This window comes from Mesorhizobium sp. BR1-1-4 (assembly GCF_020165375.1).
Taxonomy (GTDB): domain Bacteria; phylum Pseudomonadota; class Alphaproteobacteria; order Rhizobiales; family Rhizobiaceae; genus Mesorhizobium; species Mesorhizobium australicum.
The window spans coordinates 161,254-174,708 of record NZ_JAIUIB010000002.1 but is presented as its reverse complement, the minus strand read 5'-3'; the positions used below and the strand labels follow the sequence as shown (position 1 = coordinate 174,708).

General features: G+C 60.0%; 14 protein-coding genes and 1 pseudogene. 6 read left to right on the top strand and 9 right to left on the bottom strand.

The annotated features are described in order from the left end of the window. Positions 1–41: 41 nt before the first annotated feature. On the top strand, positions 42–665 hold the full coding sequence (locus LB571_RS04035) for a chemotaxis protein CheB (RefSeq protein WP_224585479.1): 624 nt from the start codon (positions 42–44) through the stop codon (positions 663–665). Positions 666–942: 277 nt separating this feature from the next. Here the strand turns inward: LB571_RS04035 and LB571_RS04030 are convergent, their stop codons facing one another. Together LB571_RS04030 and LB571_RS04025 are read right to left on the bottom strand one after the other, a co-directional pair. Next, on the bottom strand, positions 943–1,263 hold the full coding sequence (locus LB571_RS04030; RefSeq protein WP_224585480.1) for a DUF982 domain-containing protein: 321 nt from the start codon (positions 1,261–1,263) through the stop codon (positions 943–945). 247 nt (positions 1,264–1,510) lie between these two features. Beyond that, the gene (locus tag LB571_RS04025; RefSeq protein ID WP_140792150.1) at positions 1,511–2,050 is read right to left on the bottom strand and encodes a class I SAM-dependent methyltransferase; all 540 of its coding nucleotides are present in this window, start codon (positions 2,048–2,050) and stop codon (positions 1,511–1,513) included. Positions 2,051–3,019: 969 nt separating this feature from the next. Between LB571_RS04025 and LB571_RS04020 the strand changes: the two genes are divergently transcribed. From LB571_RS04020 to LB571_RS04015, 3 genes and pseudogenes are all read left to right on the top strand, one after another. Then, complete coding sequence (locus LB571_RS04020) at positions 3,020–3,256, top strand: FAD-dependent monooxygenase (protein ID WP_224528343.1); 237 nt, start codon at positions 3,020–3,022, stop codon at positions 3,254–3,256. Between the two features lie 143 nt (positions 3,257–3,399). Next, positions 3,400–3,918: pseudogene (locus LB571_RS28925) on the top strand (FAD-dependent monooxygenase); the annotation flags it as partial. Positions 3,919–3,968: 50 nt separating this feature from the next. Continuing rightward, positions 3,969–4,235 (top strand): hypothetical protein, encoded by a 267-nt coding sequence (locus tag LB571_RS04015; RefSeq protein ID WP_224592427.1) that lies wholly within the window; start codon positions 3,969–3,971, stop codon positions 4,233–4,235. Here LB571_RS04015 and LB571_RS04010 read toward each other — a convergent pair. Further along, positions 4,224–4,592: a hypothetical protein gene (locus tag LB571_RS04010; RefSeq protein ID WP_224585485.1), complete on the bottom strand. Its 369-nt coding sequence runs from the start codon at positions 4,590–4,592 to the stop codon at positions 4,224–4,226. The genes LB571_RS04015 and LB571_RS04010 overlap by 12 nt on opposite strands. 308 nt (positions 4,593–4,900) lie before the next feature. Between LB571_RS04010 and LB571_RS04005 the strand changes: the two genes are divergently transcribed. Next, the gene (locus tag LB571_RS04005; RefSeq protein WP_224593054.1) at positions 4,901–5,476 is read left to right on the top strand and encodes a hypothetical protein; all 576 of its coding nucleotides are present in this window, start codon (positions 4,901–4,903) and stop codon (positions 5,474–5,476) included. A 60-nt stretch (positions 5,477–5,536) separates the two neighbouring features. Here LB571_RS04005 and LB571_RS04000 read toward each other — a convergent pair whose 3' ends face one another. Further along, positions 5,537–5,674 carry a hypothetical protein gene (locus LB571_RS04000; protein ID WP_181763202.1) on the bottom strand — a complete coding sequence of 46 codons (138 nt, stop codon included), beginning with the start codon at positions 5,672–5,674 and terminating at the stop codon, positions 5,537–5,539. A gap of 500 nt (positions 5,675–6,174) precedes the next feature. Here LB571_RS04000 and LB571_RS03995 point away from each other — a divergent pair, with 500 nt between their 5' ends. After that, positions 6,175–7,020: an SDR family NAD(P)-dependent oxidoreductase gene (locus tag LB571_RS03995; protein WP_141907413.1), complete on the top strand. Its 846-nt coding sequence runs from the start codon at positions 6,175–6,177 to the stop codon at positions 7,018–7,020. A gap of 327 nt (positions 7,021–7,347) precedes the next feature. Here LB571_RS03995 and LB571_RS03990 read toward each other — a convergent pair whose 3' ends face one another. The 5 genes from LB571_RS03990 to LB571_RS03970 all read right to left on the bottom strand — a co-directional run bounded on the left by LB571_RS03990 (position 7,348) and on the right by LB571_RS03970 (position 13,438). Then, the gene (locus tag LB571_RS03990; protein ID WP_140792156.1) at positions 7,348–7,647 is read right to left on the bottom strand and encodes a hypothetical protein; all 300 of its coding nucleotides are present in this window, start codon (positions 7,645–7,647) and stop codon (positions 7,348–7,350) included. Positions 7,648–7,792: 145 nt separating this feature from the next. Then, entirely contained in the window at positions 7,793–9,907 is a 2,115-nt protein-coding gene (locus LB571_RS03985) for a sensor histidine kinase (protein WP_224592425.1), read from the bottom strand. A 177-nt stretch (positions 9,908–10,084) separates the two neighbouring features. Next, the gene (locus LB571_RS03980) at positions 10,085–10,981 is read right to left on the bottom strand and encodes a carbohydrate ABC transporter permease (protein ID WP_224585489.1); all 897 of its coding nucleotides are present in this window, start codon (positions 10,979–10,981) and stop codon (positions 10,085–10,087) included. A 1-nt stretch (position 10,982) separates the two neighbouring features. Further along, complete coding sequence (locus tag LB571_RS03975) at positions 10,983–11,834, bottom strand: carbohydrate ABC transporter permease (protein WP_411908769.1); 852 nt, start codon at positions 11,832–11,834, stop codon at positions 10,983–10,985. Between the two features lie 275 nt (positions 11,835–12,109). Beyond that, complete coding sequence (locus LB571_RS03970) at positions 12,110–13,438, bottom strand: ABC transporter substrate-binding protein (protein ID WP_224592423.1); 1,329 nt, start codon at positions 13,436–13,438, stop codon at positions 12,110–12,112. Positions 13,439–13,455 lie beyond the last annotated feature (17 nt).

Here is a 13,455-nt window from a genome sequence, read left to right as displayed (position 1 = left end):
TTATCCTCGCGAAGTTGGTGCGAACCTGTTAGCCCTAGTCGATGCATATCGCGCACGCTCAGCACGAACATGGCCCTTTCTTCGTCGCTATCGGCGCATCTGGATCGGATGGCCTCAGCGACATCAAAGACCTCCTTAGCAACCTGCCCAATGACCTGCAGGCCATCGTCCTCGTGGTCTTGCATCGGCCCAGCGATAAAGTGAGTCACCTGAGAGAGGTTTTGAGTAAGAGGTCACTAATGCCGGTTATGGTCGCCGATGAAGATGACGTCTTCCACGTCCGACGCTGCTACATCGGCCAGCCAGACGCGCACCTGTCATTAGCCGCTAGAAGCAATGTGAAACTTGTTGAGGGCGCTGGACACATACATCGCGGGCAGACCGTCGACATCCTCTTCAATTCTGTGGCCGTTCACGCCAAGACGTGCGCAATCGGCATCGTGTTATCGGGCTCGCTGAGTGATGGCTCACGTGGACTTGCCGCAATAGCCCACGCCGGCGGTGCAACGATGGTCCTTACCGAGGCCGGCGAGATCAAAGCCGGGATGCCGATGAACGCGGCAATGTATGATGGGCCGCTCGACTTCACCGGTTCTGCCGATCAGATCGCCGGTGAGGTCATCCGAAGAGTGCGGCGAGCTCAGCCCCAGCCACTAATTGTTTAGATCCAAGACGAGGGGCAATTGAACCTGATATTTCGGCTGGTTCGACGGTCGGCAGCTCGCGTGCTGCTGGTCAGGGTCCCCGAGACCCGGCCGGGCTCGCTTTCCCGCCAGTGAGGGGGGCCGACTGGCGATCGGCCAAGGCGGCCGGCGCGTATGCTGGGTTTGGACCAGCGCAGCGCACTCCGACGTCCTTCGCGCTGCTGGCCAAGGGCAAACTTGGTCGGCCCGCGCTTTTTTTGAGGGCGCGGGCTTCCAGGTCGCAGGACGCGCTTGTTGGTTAAATCGAGCGCGGCATGCGATCCTGGGCATAGATGGAGCGTGCCAGCACGTCTAGGCGCTTCAGAGCCTCACTCGGTTGATCTGAAACAATCATGTCCTGATCTCTTGCGGCTTTGACAAAGGCTGCGAAAGCGATGGATTGCCGGCAGGTTCCTGCCTGAGCCTCCTCCAGCAAACGCAGTGCCTGTCGATAGGAATGCAAGTGCTTGTTCTTCCATGCGGCCGCATTCATTGCCGCTCGGGCTTCGACCACTGACTGGATGGCCGTCGCCGCTTGGAGGTTCGTAAACCTAATCTTCACAGGCAGGAAAGCACTCAAGTCAGACCCTCCTCCTTGACGGTGATAAGGCCTTCCAAACTTTTCAGGCTGAAATTGGTTGCAGTAGCCGCTCCTTTTGTGCAGAACGGGTCTTGCTCGTCGCGATCTGGTGATCGCAGCGGCGCGGCTTTTTTACTTGCGCCACGTGCCGGTGGTGCGTGCTTCGGGGCGGGTGAGCGACTTCCTGCGGGCCTGCATTCAACCCTTTTGCCTAGGCGATTTCCCACCGGCTCCCTGGCGCGTTCAATCAGCTTCGTATGGCTGTCGCGACGATCCTTGCCGTTTCCGAGGTCGGTCTGCGAATCTCGAATTCCTTGAACCCGGCATTTCGTAGCGCAGCAATTACGTCATCTGGGTCGCGCGGAGTAAAGATATCCGCCGGCATGTTCAGCCGGTCCATATGGACCTTGGGGAGGAAGCCCAACACGATGCGCCCGCCTGGCACCAAAACGCGCGCAAGCTCCGCTGATCCAGCTTCAAGGCTTTGCCAAAAGTATACCGTATGAACGCTTAGTGTCTTGTCGAATGTCGAATCCCGCAACGGCAGTTTTTCTACTGTACCGACGTGGAACTCGGCTCGTCCGGCGCTCACAGCATCGGCAAACCGGCGACGGGCGGTTTTTACCACGTCTTGAGAGCGATCAACACCGCAGACCAATGTTGCGCCACGGAGAAGGCGAGGCAGTGCTGTGCCGCCCCCGAACCCGACCTCTAAAACTCGATCTTCTGGCACCAACTGAAGTTGATCGAGAGCGTAGCTGTTCAGCCTTGCGTTGCCGCGATTCATTCCTGCGCGGACAAGCCAGCCGCCGATCCCCGACGGCCAAGAGAGCTGCTTAGCGATGAACCTTGGCGCCAATAGAGTCTACCCCCCGGTGACGATCATAGAACGGTTCGCCGGGGACGAGCAACCGTCGACGAGCTTCGGCAGGGCTTCGGTGCCGTGCAACGAACTGATTTAGAGGGCGCAGCAATGGCAGCTTCGATGCAGAACATTGGAAACTTACCGCCAGCCTCCAGGCATTCTCGAAGGCTTGAGGAATTGCGAGATTCTGCCGCTGAAATCCGGAAGCGACATGTCGACGTTAAAATTTCGGGACTTGAGGCTGCGAAAGAGCTCGACAATCTGGTTAAACATACTCGAGCTTCCTAGAACGGTTGCTCGATATCTAGCAACCGACCCTGCCACCGCTCACACTCCAGAACCTGCCCGCTACCAAGACCTCTCCGGTGGCGGGCCCTTTTTTGAGCCCCACAGAATTAGAACCGGTGTTGCCGTTGGCTTCTTGTGGGCTGCGGAACATCTGGCTGCGACCATGGTTCGGGAGCTGGCCGCACCACTCCCGCGGCCTTCCCAAGTGGCTTGCCCGCTGGCTTCGGTCAGCGGGCTCTTTCATGCCCGGAACATTGTCCCGTAGGGGAGGTTAACCATACGGTGGTCGATTCCCTCTGGGATGTAGCCACTCCATAAGGAGGCCCGTCGTCGGAGCGCGCGCGGCGGGCTTTCCTCATGCTGTTTCACTACGGCACGGATCCACGGCACCGAATTTGCATCCTATGCTCCGCCAAGGCCACCAACGCCCGAGCAGTCGCTTTTACTCATCTCCAGGGACGCCCGCCGCTGCCGTGAATGAGGCGGCGGGCAAATGAGGGCGGTCCGTTAACAGAAACATTAGTCATCGCTGATATCCCAATCAGGCAGTTGAGGTGACGAGCGGTCGGAAAGATACCCGGGGACATCAGCCGACGAGGCACGATGAATAAGCAGAACTACTCTGAACCGTTTGCCGAACACGCCGGGGCGACATCAGTCGATGTGGCCATTGTCGGCGCCGGACTGGCCGGCACCACCCTGGCAACGGTGTTAGGCAAAGCCGGGCGCAAGGTCGCGCTCATTGATCCGCACCGCGTACACCACGACGAGTTCCGGGCAGAGAAGACCCGCTTGGAGCAGATGCAGTTGTCGACAAGCTGGGGCTCGGCCCTGTCATAAAAACCCTGGTCACCCCGACAAACGAAATCCAGGTCTTCCGCTTCGGACAGCTCTTTGAGCGTAAGGAGAACGCCGAGTTCGGATTCTCCTACGGTCCGCTGGTGAACGGCCTGCGCGAGGCCCTGCCGCCACAGGTGCTTCTGATGGTCGGGAAGGTTGCGGAGGTCTCTACCGCGCCGGACTGGCAGCGCCTTGTGCTCACGGACGGCACCACTATCGCTGCCCGGTTGTTGGTGGTCGCTACCGGTTATAGCGAGGCGATACGGCGCGCCATCGGTGTGGAGCGCGTTGAGCTATCGAAGGCGCATTCACTGGCGATCGGGTTCGACCTTGCGGTCTCGCCCCAGCAATTCGGCCCTCGCTCGCTGACCTTCTATCCTCGGAGAGTTAGAGACCGCATTCCCTTTTTGACCGTGTTCCGAATAGGCAACCGGATGCGGGCAAACATGTTTGTCTACAGAACTGTTGCTGATCCGTGGACCCAAGCATTCCGCGCGAGTCCGCAACAAATGCTTCTCCAGTTGATGCCCGTGATTGCTGCTCATTGCGGCAACTTCGCTATCGCTAGCCCGGTCGAGCTGAGGCAGGTCAGCCTGACGGCCACGAGCGGACACCGGCGCAATGGTGTCGTCTTCATCGGCGACGCGTTCTCCACGACATGCCCGGCGCAAGGAGACGGCATCCATCGGGCGCTTACTGACGTCGATCGCCTGTGTTCGACGTACATTCCGCGCCTTGGTTGGCCACACCGGGGATGGGATCAGAAAAGATTTCTGCTTTTTACGATGACCCGATCAAGATTGCGGCGGACGAAAAGGCGATGCGTTCAAGCCTCTATGCCAAGGCGATCGCCACCGAGACGGCATTGGAATGGCGCATCCGCCGGCTGCGCAACAACACCGCTCGCAAACTGATGATCATCGGGCGCAAACGCACCGTTTTGGACAGCGGCGGCCAGGGGCCGGTATTAGCGAGGTGACCTAAACCAGTCGGCAAGCCCCCTCGCGACCGCGCCGGCGGAGCGAGGCGTTCTGGCTTCTGGCTGGCGGCACTCGTGGTTAGCCGTTCTGCGCTTATCCTTTGCAGGCCGCTGCCACGACACATCAGCGGCATAGAATGGTTTCACCGGCTGATCCACGTCCGAGATTTTGCCGTTCGTGAGGTGCGTCTCGATCTTGCTGAGCGCCTTCCGAATGACATCGACCGCCTGCTGGTTGATGGCGAAATCGAAATTACCTTTCGCCGTCTCGAAAATCAGGACGCCGATCTTCGTTTCGTCGTCCCCCAGCATGCCCATGCCGATGCCTGTGGGCATATACGGTGGTCTATCTGCCATGGTTTCCTCTTTCAGAGATAGCGTTCGACGTCGCCTCGGTGCTCGAAACAGAACCAATGCGGCTGATGGCGATGCCGAGCAAAGCCGGACCCTCCGTGCTTCGCGCAACCCGTGTGCTCGCACAGGTGCCCTAGCACTCTGGCGCGCTCGCGCGGCACGGGCGTTATGCCGTCGGGAAGCCTGATTGGTTCGTCGCTCATCTGCGCAAAGATTCCATAAGGCCGCTGGACGGGCAAGGAATTTGTTCCTTTTCTGTTCTCATGGCGCACGACCCGATCGACACGCTGGGGAAGGCGACCCGGCACAACATGCTTGTGAACGGCGTTGACCCTCCGAAGCTGAAATTCGATTGCAACCGGTGCAAGCCCTCGGTCGAGATTACGCTCCTCGAGGTCCATCCCGACCACCTTCCCAAGAGGCTGATGATCTACAAGCCGATGAAGGTGGACGGCAAGATCACCCTGGTACACCGAAAGCTTTCGGGGATGAGCGAGCGCCTGAGGGTCCGTCTCGCGTATCATCGCGGCTGGCAGGTCGTCGACGGCAGCACCATCGTGGACACCTTTGCGACTAAGGAAGACGCGTTCTGCTGCCTGGTCGACCGCGGCGGTCGCGTACTTCTGGCGTGGCGGCGAACAATCCTAGGCGGTCAATCAAAGCCGTGTGATTTCTCAGCGGAATTCCAGACTGACAACGCCGGCCGTATTATGAAGGAATTCCAAGGGCCGTCGGCTGGCCGATGGTTCTGGTTTAGTGGCTCCTCGAGCGGGAGCGTTGAGACCAAGAATGAAGCCGTGTTCTGTGTTGAGCGCCTACACCCGCAAGGTCGCCGGGGCGGATTTGCCGCGCTAGATCCAGCCCATCGCCCAGGCACCCCACCATGACGGCGCCGGCGCGTTGGTCGACAACACGGCCGTCAAGGCCCTCGCCGCCGCGATCGAGGGCTACACCTTGGAAGCATCGCCCATCGTGTTGAAGCCGAGAAACAGCGACAGGTCGGCTACCGCATCATCGAGGTCGCCAACCGCGCAGCCGATGAGATTGCCGAGCTGCGCCGCGAGATCGGCGACTTGGCCAAGCAAGTGGCTCGGGGGAAGTGACGCCGCGCCCGTGTTCCGGTGAGACCTATCCCGACTGAGATGGTGCGGACGCGGCACCTCGCCTGAGCTTGACCCGACCGAGTAATGCCCCCATCACCCGCTCGAACCGCACCGCGCCCTCGTGGTGGCTACCATACTCTTGACGCTCGGAATATGTTCGCATGGTAAAATGCCGGTGAACGATGACCGCAACCGCCAGACGGCCGTCCGTTTATCTATGCTGGTTGATCCCAGCGCACTCCTGCACCTGCCCGCTACCAAGACCTCTCCGGTGGCGGGCCCTTTTTGGGCCCCCACCAGAACCATCAGAATATGAGCCGGTGTTCGCCGTAGGCTTATCGAGGATGCGTTGGGCCTCCTCACGGGTGAGGCCGCACTTCGATCTCGTCGCAATCGGTAGCTGTTAACAGGCTTTAGAACGTCTGTAATATTCTGCACTGCAAGACAGGGCAGAGCGATGATCCTATTTGGAGAACGGTGAGATGCGTTTTGAAGACAAGGTCGTAATCGTCACTGGGGGCAATTCCGGAATCGGACGTGGAATAGCGCGGTACTTCGCCAACGAAGGGGCCAGACTTGCTCTTGTCGGTCGTGACGGCACCAAGGGCTCGGAAGTGGAATCGGAGATCGCGTCTGCCGGGGGCAGAGCTAAGTTCTTTCAATGTGATCTGGCAAGCGAAGCGGCAGCGGCGGAAATGGTGGACAAGGTTGCTCAATGGGGCAGCCTGGACGTCGTCGTCAACAATGCCGGGGTCGGCTCCCGCAGGTCAGGCATCGAGGGTGATGAATCGCCGGGTCAGCGCTGGTCGAAGTTGCGCGGCCCCAATCTCGATTCGACCTACTTCGTCTCCTCCTACGCGCTTCCGGTGATGCGCGACTGCGGCGGTGGGTCGATCGTAAACATCTCGTCGACGGCCACACTGCACGGAAACTGGGGACTGTACGGTGTTGCGAAGGCGGGAGTGGAGGCGCTCACACGCTCGCTGGCGGTGGAAGGTGCGCTATTCGGAATTCGGGCAAATTGTGTCAGCCCCGGCTGGATAGCCACAGAGCTCGATGAAAAAGAACCTGCGTCGAGCACGAACTCCTCGGGCGAATGGGAAGTCCCGCCGGGTGTCTTCAACCGCATGGGAACCCCTAGCGAGATTGCTGCAGCGGTGGCCTTCCTCGCAAGTGATGAAGCATCCTTCATCACCGGCCAGACGCTTGTGGTCGATGGCGGATTGTCGATCCTCGATTACACGTCCTTGTCGCTGCTCAAGACGCGCGGTCCTGCGCTGTTTTCGGGAAAATTGGCAGACACGTCCAACCAGCAAGGACCAAACTAAGAAAGTTGAAACCGCCCATCACCCGTGCGGCGAAAGATGGATTGGTTTTGCCAGTCTCACGGTTGCGCTCTCCGCCACCACAGGCGCGTCGCCGCTGGCGTGACATGCGAGCCTAATGAGTTGATGGCGAGGACCCATGAACCCGGTGCTCCTGGCGCCGGCCGATTACATGCGCCGGCTTGGCCCAGACCCGCCTGCGTGAAGCCATTCAGCTCTGAACTGATGAAGATATCACCGATCGACAGCAAGGTCGGATCGCCGCGTCACAACACGCCCGACACCATCGACGAGATCGGCGTGGGGCCGAGCGATCTTTTCGATGTCTGATCAGTCGACCAATTCCAGTAAAAGATAGTTTCCTGGCACGGCATCGGCCGGCCAATCGGCGCAACACGCTTCAATCGCAGCCTTATTTGCCTGCATCCACAAGCTCGCCGCCTCATCCTCGTCTTCATCCGGCTCCATGTCATCGCGAAAACTGGCGTCGTCCCAGCCTTCCAGCGCGAACATTCCATCCGCTCCCTGTTCAGGCGATATCCCCGCCGCGGCAAAGACCGCGCTTGCTGCGTCGATGCCGCGCTGCTTCTCTTCCGGGGAAGCTCCTTTGATTTCCAGCCGAAGCCTCATGGCGCGCCTCCTGTGGCTATCTTGCCGACAGTGAACAAAATGGGAACGCTTGTGTCAAGAGACTCCTGATCAGAGAGGAATATGGTCCCTCTCCGAAAGCACTGTGCTCGGGCCTACCCCGCGGCGAGAGCTTCGCTGGAGATTTCTACGATTCCCCTCCAGGGGTGTCGTCACTGTCTACCGCGGGATCGACCTCAGACGCGGAATTCACGCGCATGGTGCAGACCAGTCCCGATTTCTGAAACTTCAGAGTGACGCGCCCTGACGTGCCGGACGCAAACACGCGCTCGAGGAGCTGCGTGCCGAAGCCCTTTCGCTCGACCGGTTCAACAGGCGGACCTCCCCGTTCGCGCCATTCCAGATTGAGCCAGCGATGCTGTTTTTGCCCGAGGAGCCTCCACTGAATCGACACCGTGCCGGTCTCGTTCGACAGTGCTCCATACTTGAGCGCATTCGTCGTAAGCTCATGAAAAGCCAGAGCGGCCGAAAGAGCGACGTTCGGCGGTAGCCAGACCGACTCGCCGCTAATCTTGAAGCGGTCGATCGGCGCGTGTGAGCTGACCGATGTGGCAACCAGATCCTTGACGTCGGCGCCACTCCAGTTCTGCTGGATAAGCAGGTCGTTGGCCCGGGCCAGCGAGACGAGACGGCTGGAGAGCGTGCGTCCTGCTTCAGGCAAACTTGTGGCGTTGCGCAGTGTCTGGGAGGCAATGGACTGAACCACGGCAAGGATATTCTTCACGCGATGGTTCAGCTCGTTGGTCAACAATTTGAGCTGCTCCTCGCCGCGTTTGCGTTCTGTGATGTCGAGACTGATTTGTACGGCCCCTATGATGCGGCCACCGGGGTTGCGAATTGGACGTGCGTTGGAAAGTAGAAAGCGCTCCACACCTGACGGCAGCGTGTAGGCGAACTCTTCATGATCCGTCAGCTGCCCGCGCATGGCGCGGCTAAGAGGGCGGTCTTCGCGGCTCACTATGTGCCCGTCCTTGACGGCCACGGTCTCGATGACGAGGTCGGGTCTGCCGAAGGATTTGTGCGCGTCGGTTGGCAAGCCCATGAGTTCGGCCGCGAAGCGGTTGCGGATAACCTGAAGAGCCTTCGGATCATAGGTAAACCAGACTGCCGCCGGCGCTGTCTCCAACACCGCCTCCAACTCGTAGCGCCGTTCGGCGATCGCCCGCTCTGCATCCACCATCGCCTGGGCGATGCCAGCGAACTCCGTAACCGAGGTCGACAGGGGTTCGACGCTGCGACCATGACCCAGCGCTTCGGCCCGTGTCGCCAGTTCAGCGGTGGCCTGGGTAAATCTCTTGCCGACGAAATACCCCAGAGCAACGGAAACAACAAGCGAAAGAAGACCTATCCCGGAGATCGCGGCAAGCGAGCGCCAGAGCGGCGCCTGCGCTGCTGAAAGCGGCACGTTTGCGGTGTAGAACCAATCAGAGTGCGGAGACCTGTAGTAGCCTGCCAGCAGCGTCGCCCCTTCGAAGTTGCGGGACGTGAATGAGCCCGAGCGCCCAACTATCTTTTCCACGTATTCGGGCAATCCGGGCTTTCCGGTCCATTCGTCGTGCAACTTGGAACGGGCAACGTAATTTCCGTCGCGATCTCCCACACCCACCGTCCATCCTTCCGGGACGGCCCGCATCAAAACATCGCGGATCCGGGCAGTCGGTACAGAAAGTGCAAGAAGCAGGTCCTCCCCCTTAGGAGCGGGCACCCGAATGGCAACAGCCACGCGGTATTCGCCTGAGCTTTTGTCGGTGAAGACATCGCTGACGAAAACTCCGGAATGGTTGAGTTTCTCGCGGTCGACAGCTCCTATCGGTGCGACCGACGGCAAGGCGGCACCGTATCCGATTTCAGTGTTCATCAGCTGATTGCGGCCAAGATCACGCAGGATGATGGTCCGGTCCGTCCCGTGGACAAGATCGAGCGCCTCGCGGTGGAAGCCTTGCAGATCGCCACTGGCGAGCGCGGGGGATTTGGAAAGGCCGTCGAGGATGGTTTGGAGATTTGCCAGCTCGCCCTCTACAACAAGCGACACCTGGCGAGCCGTTTGCACGGCGTCCTGCTCAAAACGATATCGTTCCTGCAGTGCATATTGGCCTAGCAAATAGCCGGCAAACAGCCACACCGGGACAACTGCGGCGGCGATCAATCCAAGCAGATGCGATCGAACTGATCGACGAGGCAAGTCCATATCCCGTGCCGGCTCAGGAACGCTCAACCATAATCGGCGGACCAGGAACAGCAAGCGTTAGTTCAAGCGAATATAATGCTTCCGCTCGTCGCGGGAACCACAAGGATGGAAGCATCACGTGGTGCGGCATAGCGCCAGCGCTCCCCGCTCCAGCCACAGCCGTCCCCTTCGCGACCGCTGTGCGCGGTGGCGCACGCCATAAGGAGCCACGCCGCCGGCTACTGCCGTGGGCTACTCTTTGATCGCGCCGGTCATTGACGACACGTAGTGCTCGACGAAGAAGGAATAAAGGATCACCACCGGCAGCGAGCCGATCAGGGCGCCGGCCATGAGCGAACCCCATTCGTAAACGTCGGAGCGGACGAGCTCGGTCAGCACGCCCACCGGCACGGTTTTGTTCTCGGACGACTGGATGAAGGTGAGGGCGTAGATGAACTCATTCCACGACAGCGTGAAGGCGAAGATACCCGCGCTGATCAGCCCTGGCACCGACAGCGGCAGCACGATCTTGGTCAGCACTTGCCAGCGGCTGGCGCCATCGATGAGGGCGCACTCCTCCAGTTCGAAGGGAATGGAACGGAAATAGCCCATCAGCAACCAGGTGCAGAAGGGCACCAGGAAAGTCGGATAGGTCAGGATCAGGGCAAAGGGCGTGTCATAAAGCCCGAGATTGAACACCATCACCGACAGCGGAATGAACAGGATGGATGGTGGGACGAGATAGGCGAGGAACACGGCCAGCCCGACCTGGCGCGAGCCGGAAAAGCGCAGACGCTCGATCGCGTACGCAGCCAAGACTGCAGCGATCAGCGACAGCACGGTAGCGGCGACCGAAATAATCGTGGTGTTGAGTAGCCAGCCGGGGTAGGAGGTCTCGAAAAGCAGGTAGCGGATGTTCTGCAAGGTCGGGTGGACTACCCAGAACGGGCTCGATGTGTCGTAACTGGTCATTTCCGCGTTGGGTTTGATCGCGGTGATCGTCATCCAGTAGAAGGGAAAGAGCAGCACGATGACGAAAATGGCCAACGGGACATAGATCGTCACTACGCGACGCGGCATGCTTTGCAGATAGGTCATGCCACCTTCGTCGTCGCCGGCTGCATTTGCCTTGGGATCGATCAGAGCCATCTCAATCTCCGCCGCCTTGCTGCCACCTGCGTCGCTGCAGGCCGAAATAGCTGAACAGGATCGCGCCCAGCAGGAACGGGATCATCGCAACGGCGATGGCTGCGCCTTCGCCGAGCTGCCCGCCCGAAATGCCACGTTGGAAAGAAAGCGTCGCCATGAGATGTGTGGCGTTCACCGGGCCGCCGCGCGTCAGCACATAGATGAGCTGGAAATCGGTGAAGGTGAACAGCACCGAAAAGGTCATGGTGATGGCGATGATCGGCGTCAGCAGCGGCAAGGTGACATAGCGAAACAGCTGCCATCGACCGGCGCCGTCCAGCGTGGCGGCTTCGTAGAGTGATTGCGGGATCGTCTGCAGGCCGGCAAGCAGCGTTATGGCGACGAAGGGAATGCCGCGCCAGACATTAGCGGCGATCACCGAAGCGCGCGCGTTTTGCGGATCGCCAAGAAAGTTGATGTTGTGGTCGATGAGGCCCATTTGTTTGAGAGCCCAGGAGATGATCGAGAATTGCGAATCGTAGATCCACCAGAAGGCGATCGCCGACAGCACCGTCGGCACCACCCAGGGAAGAAGCACCACGGCGCGGAAAAAGGATTTGAACGGCAGGTTCTCATTCAGCAGCAACGCCAGCCAAAGGCCGAGGGCGAACTTCAGGATAGACGCGCTCACTGTGTAGAGAAGCGTGTTGAACACGGACAGCCAGAACACGCTGTCGTCCCAGAGGTATTCATAATTCTCCAGGCCGATGAAGACGCCCGGCCTGCCGATGCGGGCGTCGGTAAAGCCGAGCCAGACGCCGAGCCCCAGCGGATAGGTGAGAAAGACCAGCAGCAGCACCACTGTCGGCAGCATAAAGCCAAAGCTGAGCAGCCCACGGCTTTCGGCAATGCGCGACAAGAAGGAGGGGCGGGGCGGGGCGGCGGTTGTCACGGCCATGAAAAGGCTCCTGTGGCGGTATCGAGTGGCAAGCAGTCCTCCGACTTTCGTGGACTGCTGGCGCGCGGGCCCATTGGTCCGCGCTCTCTCCTTGTGGGCGCGTGCCTTTTGGCGGCACGTCGCGACGCCTGCTGGGGCGACCGGAAAAACAACAGGCGTCTTCCCCCCTCGAATGGAAGAAGACGTCCAGACTACACCCGGTAATACCTGTTGGCGCGCTTTTCGGCCTCTTCCATTGCCTCCTGCGGTGTCGCCCGACCAGTCACCGCCTTGGCGAACATGTCGACCAGCACGTAGTCGGCCATGGTCGCTGCGGACGCGTAGCCGAGCGGCCCTGCATAGCCGTTGTTGCGCAGCGTCGCTGACGCCTTGGCATAGGGCGCATAGTTTGGATCGGCCTTCCAGATCGGATTGTCGTCGTAGGCCTTCAAAGTCTGGCAGCAATAGCCGGAAGAGCCCTTGATCCATTCCGACATCTGCGGTTCCTCGAACATGAACTGCAGATAGGCCTTGGCCGCGTTCGGATAGGGCGTGTAATTGAAGATCACCGCCGAGGTGACTTGGTAAAGCTCTACCGCCTTGCCGATCGGACCGATCGGCAAGCTGGCCGTGCGGATGTCCTTGGCCATTTCAGCCAGCTTGGGATCCTTGTCCTTGTTGATCCGGGCTGTTTCATAGGCCGAGATACCGTTGGCGATGACCGACAGCTCGCCGGCCAGGAAGGCACGATTGTTGTTCACGTCGAGCCAGCTTTCGGTGCCAGGGATGAAGGTCTTGTAGAGGGCCTGGGCATATTTGATCGCCTTCAGCGTCTCGGGACTGTTGATCACCACCTTGCTGTTCTCGTCGACCATCTGGCCGCCATGGCTCCATAAGAGCCAGTGGGCGTAGTTGTTGCCGTCGCCGACGCCGTGGCCATGGGTGAAGCCGGCGGGGTGGCCTTTGGCTTGCAGAGCCTTGCACAATTCGAGGAAGCTGTCGGTGTCCTTCGGGAACTCGGAAAAGCCGGCCTCCTTGACCCAGCTCTCGCGGTAGACGATCGCGTTTCCTATGGTCGCCAGCGGCAGCCCGATGAACTTGCCGTCCTTGGTGGCGTAGCTCTTTGGGCCCTCGTGCCAGCCGCCATATTTCTTGCCCAGATAATCTCCGAGATCGGTCACATCGAGGAGCTTGTCGGGATATTGGAACGGATCGTCGAACCAGACGAACATCAGGTCGGGACCCGAGCCGACATTGGCGGCGACCGCCGCCTTGGGACGAATGTCCTCCCAGCTCTCCTTGTCGACGCGCACCTCGACACCGGTGGCGTCGGTGAATTTCTTCGTCTGCGCCAGCCAGGCGTTCTCATCGCCCTGGACGAATGGTGACCAGCGAAGGAGCCTGAGCTTGGCGCCCTTTTCGGGCGTGAATTTCGGCCCATCCTGGGCAAGAGCTGGCGTGCCAAGCAGCCGGCTACCGATTGCCCCGGCCGCCGCAGCACCGGCACTGGTGCGGATCACGTCTCTTCTGGTGTATCTCATGGCCATTTCCTCCTGTT